General features: G+C 53.7%; 9 protein-coding genes and 1 tRNA gene. 2 read left to right on the forward strand and 8 right to left on the reverse strand.

Features of this window, described 5'->3' with window-relative positions; translation table 11 throughout:
- Positions 1 to 16 precede the first annotated feature (16 nt).
- The gene (locus AC5FXQ_RS11590; protein ID WP_493602589.1) at positions 17 to 1,303 is read right to left on the reverse strand and encodes a site-2 protease family protein; all 1,287 of its coding nucleotides are present in this window, start codon (positions 1,301 to 1,303) and stop codon (positions 17 to 19) included.
- Positions 1,290 to 1,922 carry an HAD family hydrolase gene (locus AC5FXQ_RS11595; RefSeq protein ID WP_493602590.1) on the reverse strand — a complete coding sequence of 211 codons (633 nt, stop codon included), beginning with the start codon at positions 1,920 to 1,922 and terminating at the stop codon, positions 1,290 to 1,292. Before AC5FXQ_RS11595 ends, AC5FXQ_RS11590 begins: the two co-directional genes overlap by 14 nt.
- A gap of 91 nt (positions 1,923 to 2,013) precedes the next feature.
- Here AC5FXQ_RS11595 and AC5FXQ_RS11600 point away from each other — a divergent pair.
- Both AC5FXQ_RS11600 and AC5FXQ_RS11605 read left to right on the forward strand, forming a co-directional pair.
- A tRNA-Ile gene (locus AC5FXQ_RS11600) sits at positions 2,014 to 2,087 on the forward strand.
- Positions 2,088 to 2,270: 183 nt separating this feature from the next.
- The gene (locus AC5FXQ_RS11605) at positions 2,271 to 3,380 is read left to right on the forward strand and encodes a Fic family protein (RefSeq protein WP_493602591.1); all 1,110 of its coding nucleotides are present in this window, start codon (positions 2,271 to 2,273) and stop codon (positions 3,378 to 3,380) included.
- 216 nt (positions 3,381 to 3,596) lie between these two features.
- On the opposite strand, the gene AC5FXQ_RS11610 is transcribed toward AC5FXQ_RS11605, so the two are convergent.
- From AC5FXQ_RS11610 to AC5FXQ_RS11635, 6 genes are all read right to left on the reverse strand, one after another.
- Positions 3,597 to 4,997: a SusD/RagB family nutrient-binding outer membrane lipoprotein gene (locus AC5FXQ_RS11610; protein ID WP_493602592.1), complete on the reverse strand. Its 1,401-nt coding sequence runs from the start codon at positions 4,995 to 4,997 to the stop codon at positions 3,597 to 3,599.
- An 11-nt stretch (positions 4,998 to 5,008) separates the two neighbouring features.
- Positions 5,009 to 8,233 (reverse strand): SusC/RagA family TonB-linked outer membrane protein, encoded by a 3,225-nt coding sequence (locus tag AC5FXQ_RS11615; RefSeq protein WP_493602593.1) that lies wholly within the window; start codon positions 8,231 to 8,233, stop codon positions 5,009 to 5,011.
- Between the two features lie 179 nt (positions 8,234 to 8,412).
- Positions 8,413 to 8,604: a CsbD family protein gene (locus AC5FXQ_RS11620; RefSeq protein ID WP_493602594.1), complete on the reverse strand. Its 192-nt coding sequence runs from the start codon at positions 8,602 to 8,604 to the stop codon at positions 8,413 to 8,415.
- A 186-nt stretch (positions 8,605 to 8,790) separates the two neighbouring features.
- On the reverse strand, positions 8,791 to 11,289 hold the full coding sequence (locus tag AC5FXQ_RS11625) for a TonB-dependent receptor domain-containing protein (RefSeq protein ID WP_493602595.1): 2,499 nt from the start codon (positions 11,287 to 11,289) through the stop codon (positions 8,791 to 8,793).
- Positions 11,290 to 12,101: 812 nt separating this feature from the next.
- Positions 12,102 to 12,515 (reverse strand): OsmC family protein, encoded by a 414-nt coding sequence (locus tag AC5FXQ_RS11630; protein WP_493602596.1) that lies wholly within the window; start codon positions 12,513 to 12,515, stop codon positions 12,102 to 12,104.
- A 64-nt stretch (positions 12,516 to 12,579) separates the two neighbouring features.
- The gene (locus AC5FXQ_RS11635; RefSeq protein WP_493602597.1) at positions 12,580 to 13,299 is read right to left on the reverse strand and encodes a hypothetical protein; all 720 of its coding nucleotides are present in this window, start codon (positions 13,297 to 13,299) and stop codon (positions 12,580 to 12,582) included.
- Between the last annotated feature and the right edge of the window lie 156 nt (positions 13,300 to 13,455).

Genomic DNA, 13,455 nt, shown 5'->3' on the forward strand with positions numbered 1-13,455 from the left:
TATATAAAGATTCCGACTACTCAATCACAAACGGCGTCGGACTGAAGCACAGCAGAAAGATCACAAAAGCCAGTATCCCCAGCACTTTCCGCCCCGGCGTAAGTGGTGCTTCGTTCGGACAGGAAGGGTGGAAGATGCCCATCAGGCGCGAGAGCAGCAGACCGAAGAGTAGCCAGCCGCTGTAGCCGTCGGCGGCTGGGTATAGCCAGGCGATGCCGACTTGCGCTACCACCACGATCAGCACAAGGTAGGCGGTAAAGCTTAGCTTCGGGGTGGCGGGCTCCAGCACGAAGAACAGGTATAGCACATACAGCGGCCATGCCCAGATATAGCCAGCCAGCTCCGGGAATGTCTCGGCCAGGCTGTATTGCGCCAGTAGCATCCCCAGGGCCGCCAGCAGGCCGTGGCGGTTGTCGTGCAAAATACCCCGGAAGGCGAAGAACACAAAGGGTGCCAGTACCACCAGCAGACTATCGTCCCAGAGCGGCTCACGGTGCGGCGAGATCATCCCCATACCGGCATACAGAATAAAAAAGCTGAAGAAGATTGGGGAGAGCTGGTTGAAGCGTCTGTACCCGATCAGGCCGTAGAGCACGTGTCCACCGTCCAGCTGACCGATGGGAAGCAGGTTGAGAGCCGTGAAGAACAGGGCCAGGTAGCCCGCAAAGAGCAGCGGATAATGAATCACTTCATAGGCATTGGGCACCAGCGCCGGGTCTGCCACATACCTTTCAAAGAACAGAAAAAGCAGGTTCTTGCCGAGCGAGAAATTGCCCTCTCCCTGGTAGACATATTGCGCATAATCCTGCCCGAACTGCAAGTACTCGGGGTGCACCGTGAAAATAAAATCCGGGTCGGGGAGGTGTGTGAAGCCGTACCAGAGCAAAGGGATCGCCACCACAAAGCCCGCCAGCGGACCGGCTATACCTATGTCGAAAAACTGCTGCCGGGAGAAGATGCGGCTTCTGATCCGGATGAAAGCGCCCATGGTGCCGATGGTGGATGTGATGCCGAACCACAGCGGGATGTAATACGGTAGCGTGACGTTGGTGCGGTAATGTTTGGCCGTGAAGTAATGCCCGAACTCATGCACCGTAAGCACACCCAGAAAAGGGATAGAGAAGTATAGCCCGGCAGCCAGTTCGGCCCAGGTAAAGGTACCCGTCCACGAAAAGCCCTCCGGCCCCCAGAAGAACAACTTGCCGAAGCGCCACTCGGCCCCGGCAATGGTCGTCGTGATCAGGGTGAGCACAAAGAGCAGCAGGTGCAGGCTATACCTGTTTTGCTGCTTAGGAAACCGCATCCTTGAACACCTGGTTGATGGTGAGCGGCGGCTCCAGGAAGAGCGTCTGCAGCCCCACTTTTCGGGCACTCTCGATGTGCTGAATGCTGTCGTCGATGAAGAGCGTCTCTTTGCGCTTCAGGCCGTTCTGCTCCAGTATCTGCTCGAACACAATAGCATCGGGTTTGCGTTGCCCGATCAGGTGCGAGTAATAGGCCTGCTCAAACAGCGAGTCGAGGCTTGGCATGGTAAAGCTGTGGGCCACCATCTCATTGAAGCGCTTCATGTGGATGGCGTTGGTATTGCTGAGCAGAAAGATGCGGTATTTATTGCCCAGTTCACGGAGCAGCTCAATTCTTTCGGCCGGAATATCGAGCAACATGGCGTTCCAGGCCTCGTCGATCTGCTCGTCGGTGGCGTTGAGCTGGTAGGCTTCGCGCAGGTGCTGGCGAAACTCCTCGGGGCTGCTGTTGCCGGTCTCGAAGAGGTCAAACAGGTGAGACTGTGCACGTTGGCTGTACTCGATGGTATGGCCCGCGGTGCAGTACTGCTCCAGCTCGCGAATGCTCTTATGGTAATCGATGTTGATGATGACCCCGCCGAGGTCGAAGATGATGTTTTTAACAGTAGTCAGGTCCACGAAAATATTTTGGTCTGGTATTTGAAATTGTCCCTACAAATATGTAGAATTGCACTCCCAAATCAAAGGAAGCACATTCTTTTAAGGGAACGGGCCTATAGCTCATTCGGTTAGAGCAACTGACTCATAATCAGTAGGTGCCTGGTTCGATTCCAGGTGGGCCCACAGAAAATCAAGCACTTATCTCAGGGAGGGGTAAGTGCTTTTTTTGTTTACACACAATTTGCATACGCTGCGCACCACTTACCTATCTTGAATAACAATTGATTTGTCTGAGCCGATTAATTCTTTTATTCGGCTCAAATTTGCCTTATATTTGATTCGATTAAACAGTGTATTCGGCTCAAGATGTATAATTGGCAACAATCCGACTGGCCTGATTTCAGGTATGATGTACGTGTAGTAGAGGATTTACTTTTCGAGTTTGCAGAACTGACAGGCCAGGTAGCAGGTATGCTAAAAGCGCTTCCCGAACCGGTGAAGATGGAAACCGTGCTGGATATAATGGTAGCAGAAGCTATCAAAACATCAGAAATCGAGGGAGAGTACCTTAGCCGTTTGGATGTTGTTTCGTCTATTCGCAATAACCTTGGCCTTAATCAAACCCCGGCGGCCACAAAAGATAGAATGGCGCAAGGGGTGGGAGAGCTGATGGCAGATGCCCGTAAGACCTATGCCGATGCTTTGACAGAAGAGAAACTCTTCCAATGGCACAGGATGCTCTTGAAAGAGCAGAAGCGCATCAATGTGGGGGTGTGGCGCAGTCACGAAGCACCGATGCAGGTAGTTTCCGGGTCCCTCGGAAAGGAAAAGGTGCATTTTGAAGCTCCTCCTTCTTCTCGTGTTCCTGCTGAAATGAGTCGATTCATTCACTGGTTTAATCAAACAGCGCCTGGAGGAGAAAAGGAGATCAAAAAAGCACCTGTCAGGTCGGCGATTGCCCATTTATATTTCGAAACCATTCACCCATTTGAAGACGGCAATGGCAGAATAGGGCGTGCCCTGGCAGAAAAGGTGCTGTCGCAAACTTTGGGCAGACCCGTGTTGCTAAGCCTATCCAGAACAATAGAGGCAGATAAACAGGCGTATTATACAGCCTTGGAGCAGGCGCAGAAAAGCAATGATATCACGCCTTGGCTCACTTACTTTGTCCGCATCGTTTTAACCTCTCAGCAGCAGGCACTCCACCTGGTCGATTTCATTCTGAAAAAGTCAAAGTTCTTTGACCAGTTTAAAGACGCCTTGAATGATCGGCAAGTAAAGGCATTAAATAGAATGTTTGAAGCAGGACCTGAGGGTTTTGAGGGCGGAATGAATGCGCGTAAATACATGGCCATTACCAAAGCCTCCAAGGCAACCGCTACACGGGATCTGCAACATCTCCTGGAAATAGGAGCCTTTATCCAGGAGGGCGGCGGACGGAGTACGCGCTATGGTCTGAATTTAAGAGCAGGATAAATTAGTTGCGCATACTATATAACACCTGCTTACAACCCCTGACCGATGAGCAAAGTAGTTGTGCCCCCTAATAGAGCAGAGCAGGGTTAGCAGGAGGCGGTAATGCGCCTAGACAGCCTGCTCGACATGAACCCCGAGCCATTCCCCCAAACCACAAAAAAAGACCGCTCCCAAACCCGGGAGCGGCCTTCTCTTACACACTCAAACAATCTAAACTTACTTATCCCACCACACGCGGCCATACAGGTTGTCCTGTCCGCCGAACTGGCGCTGCACAGCCTCGTTGTAGCTGGCGGCGTTGTTAAAGGCTTCGTTGGCCGGGTAGCTGTTGCGGCGTGGCACGGCACGGCCACCGTCTGGCTCCACCAGGTTGGCAGGATAGCCAGTGCGGCGCCATTCGGCCCATGCTTCGTAGCCGTGCATGAACAGGTGGATCCAGCGCTGCGTCGCGATCTGCTCAATGGCATTGTCCGCGTCGTAGGCCACACCTTCCTGGCTCAACAGGTCAGAGGCACCTGCTGCGCTGCCCGTCCACTGCAGCAGCGACTGCTCAATGGCTTTGTTGTAATTGGCTTCTGCCTCGGCATCGCCACCCGGTATCCAGCCACGCTTGGCAGCTTCTGCTTTGGCGAAGAGCGCCTGTGCGTAGGTTACCAGCTGGATGTGCGCGTCCTGCTTCCAGATGGCCTGACCCAGCAGTGAGTAGTTGGTCACGTTTGGCAGACCTTCTACGGTGCCATAAGGCAAGCCTCTGTACTCGCCTGAGGTACGGGCCGGAGCGCCGTATACCTGCAGTCTTGGGTCTTCGACAGGCTTCAACTCGTTTACCAGCCTTTCTGTAAGCGCCCACCACTCGCGGTTCTGGTTCGATACCTGCCCAAACCAGTAGTTCTGGTTGTTGGCGTCGGCCAGATGGCGGAACACTAGGTTGTCGGCATTGGAAGTCATGATGCCGGCTTCCAGGGCCTTCTTAAACTCAGCGGCTCCTTTGGCAGGGTCTACCTCAGACAGACGCAGGGCCATCAGCATGCGGATGGTATTGGCCAGGCGCTTCCACTTATTCACATCCCCATTGTAGATGATGTCGTTGGAGATGTTGCCGGCCGTGATCTCGTTGTTAGCCTGCTCGAGCTGAGCAAACAAGCTATTGTAGATCGACTCCTGGGTGTCATACTTCGGGGTGAAGTTTTCGGCACCTTGCAGGGCCTCCGTGTAGGGTACATCGCCCCAGCGGTCGGTCACGTGCCAGAAGTAGTAGGCCTTCAGGATACGGGCCACCGCCAGCTGGTTGTTCACCGGGCCTTCCGTAGCGCTCAGGTTATCTGACGTCAGCACCGTTTCCAGGTTCATGAGCGGCCCCTGGTAGATCCAGTAGAAACTTGTGCCGCCCTCTGGGTAGAGCGAAGCGCCCGGGTACTGCGTTTCGGACAGGTACTGGGCATGGAACTGGGCCGAAGGCGAGGAACTCAGGCTCGACAGCGAGAGCGCCGAGTTGGCGATCAGCTGTGTGCCGGAAGCGTTGCTCGGCTGGTTCGGGTTGATGTTGATGTCTTCATCAAACTTGTCGCAGCTTGCCAGCACAAAGCACGACAATAGTACTGCATATATTTTCTTCATTCTCATCTTCCTTATAAAGTAATGTTTAGGTTAATGCCGTAAGAGCGCACAGAGTTGGTCATACCTGACTCGTACCAGCTGATGGACTGAGAGCCGGTTGATATCTCAGACGGGTCGATGCCCTTAGGGGCTTTCTGCCACAGCTGTGCTACGTTACGGGAGATCAGAGCAACGCCTACACTCTGGAATGGCAGACGGCCCAGCATAGACTTGTCGAGGGTATAGCCCAGGCGCAGTTCGCGCAATTTGATGTAAGAGGCGTCGTACAGCCACTCTTCGTACACACGGCGTCCTACCACGGTGTTGTAGTAAGACTGGGCGTTCACGTAGTTAGAGGCCGGCTGGCCGCTCACATCCACACCACCCACGATCGTGCCCGGTGCGTAGATGCCTTCCACTTTCACACCACCGCCTTCTTCCAGCGGATCACGCACGTTCGCACCGCGGTCGTTGGTCGCCACTGTGATCAGGTCCTGACCGGTACGAACTGCCAGCATCTTAGAACGGCTGAAGAACTGGCCGCCAAATTGGTAGTCGATCATGGCAGAGAGGTCAAATTTCCACACGCGGAAGATGTTCTGCCAGCCACCTGTCGCATCAGGCTGCACCGTGCCGAAATCATGCGTCGCGTCGGTATACAGCGGCATGCCGTTCGCACCGATCAGTTTCTGTCCGGTGGCAGGGTCACGCTGGTAAGCCTGGCCAACGAGGCTGCCATAAGGCTTGCCTTCATAGTGGTTGAGGTAGGAAGTAACAGAAGAGTAGGTAGTAGAGTACTGCGTCAGCACGTCCACATCCGGGTGAAGCTCCACGACCATGTTGCGGTTGCGGTTCGCGTTGAAGGACGTGTTCCAGGTGAAGTTACTCGTCTGGATTGGCGTGCCGCTGAGCACTACTTCTATACCTTTGTTCTGAATCAGACCGGCGTTGATCGTGGTGGTGCTATACCCGCTGGTGCCTGATATAGGCAATTGCAGGATCTGATCTTTGTTCTTCAACTGGTACAGCGTCAGGTCGAGTCCTATGCGGCCATTGAGGAAGCGCAGGTCTAAACCGGCTTCGTAAGCGTGCGCGAAAGAAGGTCTTACGTGCGGGTTGTTCAGGTTGTCCGGCACAGACAGCGTGTTAACAGTCGGGCTGCCGGCATACACGGTGCCTACGTTGTAGAAAGGTGTGGTGAAATAAGGGCTCAGGTCAGAGCCTGCCTGTGCGTAGCTGGCCCGGATCTTACCAAAAGATAGCGGGTTCCAGTCGATCAGTTCACTGAACACCATGCTACCTGACACGGATGGATACCAGTAGGAGTTGTTTTCAGGCGGCAGGGTAGAAGAGATGTCGTTACGAATGGAAGCGTCGATGAAGTAGGTGTCTTTGTAACCCACCGAGGCCATACCGTACATACTGCGGATCTGCTTGCGGCGAAGCGTCTGGTTGGTAGTAGGGCGGTCAATGGAGCCGTCGATGTGGTAGAAGCCCGGTGTGGCTAGTCCACCTACCGAGCCCATGTAGAGCGCCGTGTAGCGGGTGTCGAACAGGTTACCGCCGGCATTCACGTTGAGCGAGAAATCACCTAGTTGCTTCGTGTACTGCGCCAGCAACTCGAAGTTCGTTTCGCGGCCCTGGTATTTACCTGTCGTGAACTGAGGTACTCTTCTGCCACCGAAAGCCTGGCGGGTTTCGATGTTCTGGGTATAGCTGTCGTTGCGCACATGGCCGCTCACTTTCAGGTCAGGCAGGATCTGGTAGGTCAGGCCTACGTCGCCGAACACACGCTCGCGGTTGTCGTTGCTGATGTTCTCGTATGCCTCAAAGTAAGGGTTGTTCCAGTACAGCGGATTGAAGTTGGTGATCTCACCGGTAGCTGTGCTTGGGCGGCGCAGGTTCCAGTTCAGGAAAGTGCCGTCGGCGTAGCGGTAGTTCTTCATGCGCTTCATGTCGATGTTGCGCTGGAACCACTGCACCATGTAGCGGGCGCCATACTCAGAGCCCTGTGAAGGACGCTGGGCATTGTTGCGGGCATAGTTGATGTTGGTCGATACCGTCAGCTTTTTAGACAGGTCCAGGCTGCCGCTCACACCCACGTTGTTACGGTTGAGCCAGGTATTCGGCTCCACACCCTCGATGCGGGTATCGTTTACGCTCAGGCGGAAGGTGCTGTTCTCGTTGCCACCCGTGATGGTCACGCCATTGTTCAGGTTATAGCCTGTTTCGTAATAGTCTTTGATGTTGTCAGGATGCGGTACGAAAGGGGTCAGCTGACCATACTCCGGATCCTGCGGGTAGAAGCTGAAGATCTGGCGAACCGGTGTGCCGTCCATTTTAGGGCCCCAGCTTTCGTCTACGGACATGTCTACATACTTATCGCCGTTTGGCAGGGTGCGCCAGGTCTGGCTCGAGCCGCCGCCGTACATGTTCTGCATCGGCATAAAGTTGACGGCACGCTCCACCGAGAAGGCAGAGTTAAGCTGCACGCTTACTTTTTTAGGGCCTTTCTGACCTTTCTTGGTGGTGATCATGATCACACCATACTGTCCGCGGATACCGTAAAGGGCCGAGGCAGCAGGGCCTTTCAGCACGTTCACCGACTCAATATCCTCCGGGTTGATGTCCTGGGCCAGGTTACCGTAGTCGGCCTGGTCGGCACCGGCGAAGTTGGCGTTGGAGATCGGGGTGCCGTCCACTACGATCAGCGGCTGGTCTACGCCGGCAATCGAGTTAACGCCACGGATCTTGATCTTCTGGGTACCGCCCATGCTGGCGCCCGAAGAGCCCTGTACCTGCACACCGGCCACTTTGCCGGCGAGGGAGCCGATCACGTTCTGCTCTTTGGTGAAGGTCAGGTTGTCGCCCTGCACCTGCTGCGTGGCATAGCCGAGGGAGCGCTCGCTTCGCTCAATGCCGAGAGCGGTCACCACCACCTCGTCGAGCTGACGGGCATCGGTCTGGAGGCTCACATTGATCGTGCTCTGGTTGCCCACCACTGCCTCGCGGGTGGTATAGCCCAGGTAGCGGAACACGAGGGTGGCATTGGCATCGGGTACCCGGATCTGGTAGTTACCCTCCGCGTCAGTTGCAGTGCCGATGGTTGTGCCTTTGACGGCAACACTCACCCCGGGCAGGCCATTGCCTGACGAGGCTTCTGTCACCTTACCGCTAACTGCCCTGTCCTGGGCAAAGGCGCTGGCGGACCAGAGCACCATAAGCGGTAAAATGATGGATAGTAGTTTTTTTCCCATAATTCAACATGTAGTTTAAAGGTGATTAGGTTAGTTTCGTTGAATATAGGATATATTTAATTAAAATAAAAGCACTATTTGTTATAACATGGTGCACGAATGTGCGGATATAAAAAAACACCCCGCAGCAGGCCGTAGCCGGTGCGGGGTGTTTTTGGGTGTTAAATCCCTGTTTTAGCCTAAAGAGAGTCAATCCACTTTTTCAGATCACCTTTGGCTTTGCCGGTTTTTTGCTGGAGTTTGCCCAGCCATTCGTCCTGCTGTCCCTCCTGGTAAGTCAGATCGTCTTCAGTCAGGTCTGCGTAAGACTTTTTGATCTTACCTTTCATTTCGTTCCAGTTTCCTCTGGTTCTATATTCTGTCTCGTTCATCGTATTTTAGGCTTTAAATTCCATAAATCTTATACCTTGATATACGGATGGAAAGGGGGAGCCGTTCAGCAAGAGCGGCTATACCCACTTCCTGAGCAGCCCGACCAGGTTGCCGGGACAACTGTTATACCAAAACAAAAAGCCCTCATGACAGGAGGGCTTTTTGCTGGTTAAGGGTTTTAGGTTTTAGTTCATGCCGTTGCTGTCGCCCTGCTTGGCGTCGTCGTTGCGGATGCTCTTCTTGCGCCTAGGCGGACGCTGCTGCTCCATCTTGCCGAAGTTGTAGTTGAAGCTCACACGCACACCGCGGTTGAAGTTGTTGATGCGGATCTGCTGGGTATAGGCTCTTGGGTTGGTCGGTGATTCCTCCACACGCACATCGTTGCGCATGCGCATGCTCTCTCTGAACGGATTGTCCAGACCCAGGCTGATACCGCCTCTCTTGTCAAACAGCTCTTTCTTGATCGCGATGGTGTGATACGAGAAAGCTGCAAACTCACCCAGCAGCTGGATGCGACGGGAGTTGAAACCACCGTTAAACTGCGCCGATATACCTTTGCCGAAGGTATAAGACGAGTTAGCGTTGATGTTGTACATCCAGCCGCTGTTGCTGGCATACTTTCCGTTCAGGTCTACATAATAGATGTTGGAGCTACCACCAATGGTCCAGTTGTTGGTCGGCTTGGTATTTCCGAACAGGCTAACCCCATAGGTTTTGTTCTTGGCGATGTTGTCGAAGGTGAGGGTGGTCACGTCCACAGGCAGGCCGTTGGTGTCTGTCTCTCTTTCGATGGTAGCCACCGTTTCGATCGCATTATCCGTCAGGCGCATGTAGCCGGTCACGCTGAGTGAAGTAGTCTTGAAGAAGGTGCTGTAGCCCAGTTCAAACAGATCGGTCAGTTCGGCGTCGAGGTTCGGGTTACCCTGCACGCGGGTGTTGGAGGTCTGCTCCTGCACGTACGGGTTCAGGTAGAACAGGGAAGGACGCTGTATACGCTGCGTGAAGTTGGCGCGGAAGGTATGCTTCTGCTTCAGATTATACGACAGGGCCACGCTAGGTATAAAGTTGTCGTAGTTCAGGCTGTAGTCATTGTCTCCCTGCAGGTCAGCGTTGATGTCTGTATACTCGTAGCGGCCGCCCATTTTCACGTTCAGCTTTTTCTTCAGCATGAAGCCGTAGGTCATGTAAGTAGCGTACACATCCTGCTCATAGAAGAAGGCGTCGGTGCGGCGTGTTTCGTCACCGGAACTCAGAATGTCGCGGTACAGGGCGTCACTTTCCACATCACGGAAAATAGATTTCGCACCCAGTTCCAGCATCGTCTTGTTGGCAAACGGATGGGTATAGTCCGCCTGGAAAGTCAGCTCCTTGTTGGCGCCTTCGTTCAGGTTGCGCTTCAGCAGGTATGGGTTTTCACTTTCGTTCAGGTAGTCCTGGCGAATGTCGTTGTCGGTATTGGTAACCGAGTAGAGCGACAGGATCGCGAGTTCCTGGCCGGGCTTCTTGAAGGTGCGGGTATAGTCGAGGTTATAGTCCGTGCCGATGCGCTCGTTGCGGTTACGGATCTCGTTGCGGAAGTCCTGGATCAGGGTATTGCCTTCGCGGCTGCTCACCTCCTGGTCATTCTCCATTTTGAAAGTACCGCCGTTGGTGCGGATGCTGCCCGAGATGTTGTTCTTAGGAGTGAGGTCGTAGTCAAAACCGATCAGGGCGTTCATGAACGAGCCGTTGATGCGGGTCTTACCAGACTGGAAGCTGGTCGTGTTGCCAGCCAGGATGGTGTTGCTCATGTTGCCGTGGTTATAGAACATGTTGCCACCAAAGGTGCCGTTTATGCCCAGTTTGCCGCGACGGATGTTAAGGCTGGCGTTGGCGTTGCTGTTACGCGTGCCTGCCGTGGCTGCAAACGAACCGGTTACACCCTGCAGACCACCGTCTTTTTTGGTGATGATGTTGATGATACCCGCTGTACCTTCCGCATCATACTTCGCAGAAGGGCTGGTGATCACTTCCACCGATTTGATCTGGTCGGCCGGGATTTGCTTGAGAGCATCGGCCACGCTGCCCGCCATGATGGCCGACGGCTTGTTGTTGATGAGTACGCGCACGTTAGAACTACCGCGCAGCTGCACATTGCCGTCTGTATCCAGCGAAAGGGCCGGTACCTTCTGCAGCACGTCAGCTGCGTTGCCACCCGAGTTCGTGATATCCTTTTCAGCATTGTATACCGTGCGGTCGATCTTCTCTTCTACCAGCGGCTTCTCACCTGTTATCACGACCTCGCTCAGCTTTTTGGCATCAGAGGCAATGGCCACGGCACCCACATTCACGCTGGCATTGTCAGAACTCACGGTCACATCCTCCACCAGCTTCTGCTGATAACCCAGGAAGCTCACCTGCAGCCTGTATTTACCTACGCCTACCTTGCTGATGGTAAAGCGGCCTTTGTCGTCAGCCATGGCCCCGTCAATTGGTTTGCCCGTTGCCAGGTTGATCAGCGCAACAGTAGCAAACTCCACTGGTTTTTTGGTGTCAGCGTCCTGCACAATACCCACGATGGTAGCGTTGCCGCGCGGTACGGCCATGCCGGAGGCTGCCTGTTGTTGCGGGGCAGCCTGCGGCGCCTGTGCGAGAGCCGGCACCGTGCTCAGTCCCAGCAGGGCGAGCAGCAGGCTCTTTTTCATAGTTTTTTCGAGTTGGTGTATACGTTCTCTTTTCATATTTCCGGTCTTCTGTAATAAATCTCTATGGTAAAGGAAAAGCAAGATTTTGAGTCCCGAAAATGGAATATACCAAGGCGTCGCATTTCTATATGAATAGCCGAATATAGCCTATCAGCCATTCGTCGGTAAATAGGAGAGGTTGGTGGAGGGAAAGGTGGTTTGTTAGGTATAGCAGGGGGGATTGCTTTATGGCGCGAGCGTCCACGCCCGTGTCTACTATGGTGAGGTCTCTGGCCCAGGTATAGGTATAGGTCCAGCGAGTTTACTGTTTCTTTTTCATACCGCAAGTTTAGCGTTAGCGCAACTTGTGGTTTTGCATGAGGCCAGTTTGTAACTGGCGTAGCGGCGGCTGTTGGTATAGCAACATTATTTGCTTTGTAGCTTGCCCTAGCCGGGCGGGCCCTACTTTTTTTCTTGATAAAAAAAGTAGGCAAAAAAATCAAGACGCTCCAAACTCGCTGAACGCTCGAACAGTGGAGCGCCGTAAAGTGCACATGGCACCTGTGTCTGTTTCATAGCTGGCGTGCAAGTTACTCTTGCTATACCTGCCAGTGGTGTGTAACCAAAACTACAGAGCTTATATCTTAGGACTGGCAGTTACTTAAGTCCCCCTTGGGGGTAGGTGCCCTCGATAAAGAAGGGGGCAGGGGGATGACAATCGTTCCCAATTCCCCTCTTGGGAGGGGGTAGGGGTGGGTTAATCGTGCCCAGTTCCCTCCCCTGTTTTGGAAGTAGGGGCCCTCTTTTAAAAGGGGAGGGCCGGGGTGGGGTGACTACACAATCTCAAAAGAATGGGTAATCGTCGCTGTCTTATAAAGGATAGCGGCTACAGAGCAGTATTTCTCCAGTGAGAGCTCAATGGCACGGCGTACTTTGTCCTCGTCCAACTGACCACCCAGGGTGAAGTGAATGTGGATGGTGCTGAAGAGATTAAACTCCTCTACCTTCTGGCGCTCGGCCTTCACATTGATATCAAAACTTTCGATGGGCTGGCGCTGTTTTTTGAGGATGCTGATAATATCGATGGCGCTGCAGCCGCCCAAGCCCATCAGCATGAGCTCCATTGGGCGGGCACCCTCGTTGTGGCCCCCAATTTCGGGGTTGGCATCTATGTTAATGGCGACATTGGCTGCGCCTCTGGCTTCGAAGTGATAGTCCTGGTCTACGCGGGTGAGGTTGATTTCCATGGTGCTGTGTTTCTTTTTCTGAGGTTCGAAGGTATAAATTTATACCCTTTGCACCAAGTCCGGCTCAGGCTGCCAGGCGCGTCACGTACTTCACCAGCGATCGTTTGGCGATGGGCAGCAGGGCATTGTCGAGCGGGCAGGGGACCTTGGCCACGACCACAAATGTAGCGGGGTTCGGGAGCTCCTGGTTTTCTTTGACCAGCTGTACCTTCAGGTTCTCGTGCGTCTGGGCCAGACCCCGGCGCACCGTGCGGACCAGCTGTGTGTTGATGCCGCGGTACTTCTCATAGGTGTTCTCAAAAACCGTGATGCGGTATACGTATACCTGCGTTTCCTTGCCCGGAAAAGCGTCGAGGAAGAGGTAGCCCTCGTTGAAGTACATCGGCGTAATACCCACCGGATTGATCTCGAGGTGCCGCTCTATAAAGTCATACAGCTCCTTGCCTTCACTGACGGCCTCCTTGAAAAGCGGCGCGGCATACTGGATCACCTCTTCGATCTGGGCCATGGTTTCGTCGTCCTCCACAATCTTTTCATACACCAGCTCCAGCTTCTCAAAATCGGCGCGGGTTATTTGCTGCGGAAACGTTTCGTATACCAGCTTTTTGTGTTCGCGCACTTGTTGCAGGTTACGGTAGTGCATGATCAGATCAGAAAAGACAGGGTAGAGGCGCTGTTGCCCAAACTCGGACCGGACGGTCTGCAGGTAGGCCAGCAGACGGTATTTTTTGTATTCAAAGTCAAGCAATCCTTCTGTCAGCCAATTGATGGGTAAGTTTTGCATAACGGTAAACCTTGGGTGATTATGCATAAAAACGAACGGTGCCGGGGCGATGTTGCTTCGCAGAGCACTTTGTCAGCGTAAACTTTAATGGCAGGCGACCGTTTAATTTCAGCACCGGGATGCTCAGAGCAAAGCTTCCCATATTATACCATATTT

Source organism: Pontibacter sp. LHS1 (assembly GCF_058932855.1).

Coding starts and splice junctions, on each gene's coding strand:
- AC5FXQ_RS11630 (WP_493602596.1), bottom strand. CDS start 12,515: ATGGAAATCAACCTCACCCGCGTAGACCAGGACTATCACTTCGAAGCC.
- AC5FXQ_RS11590 (WP_493602589.1), bottom strand. CDS start 1,303: ATGCGGTTTCCTAAGCAGCAAAACAGGTATAGCCTGCACCTGCTGCTC.
- AC5FXQ_RS11610 (WP_493602592.1), bottom strand. CDS start 4,997: ATGAAGAAAATATATGCAGTACTATTGTCGTGCTTTGTGCTGGCAAGC.
- AC5FXQ_RS11635 (WP_493602597.1), bottom strand. CDS start 13,299: ATGCAAAACTTACCCATCAATTGGCTGACAGAAGGATTGCTTGACTTT.
- AC5FXQ_RS11615 (WP_493602593.1), bottom strand. CDS start 8,233: ATGGGAAAAAAACTACTATCCATCATTTTACCGCTTATGGTGCTCTGG.
- AC5FXQ_RS11605 (WP_493602591.1), top strand. CDS start 2,271: ATGTATAATTGGCAACAATCCGACTGGCCTGATTTCAGGTATGATGTA.
- AC5FXQ_RS11620 (WP_493602594.1), bottom strand. CDS start 8,604: ATGAACGAGACAGAATATAGAACCAGAGGAAACTGGAACGAAATGAAA.
- AC5FXQ_RS11625 (WP_493602595.1), bottom strand. CDS start 11,289: ATGAAAAAGAGCCTGCTGCTCGCCCTGCTGGGACTGAGCACGGTGCCG.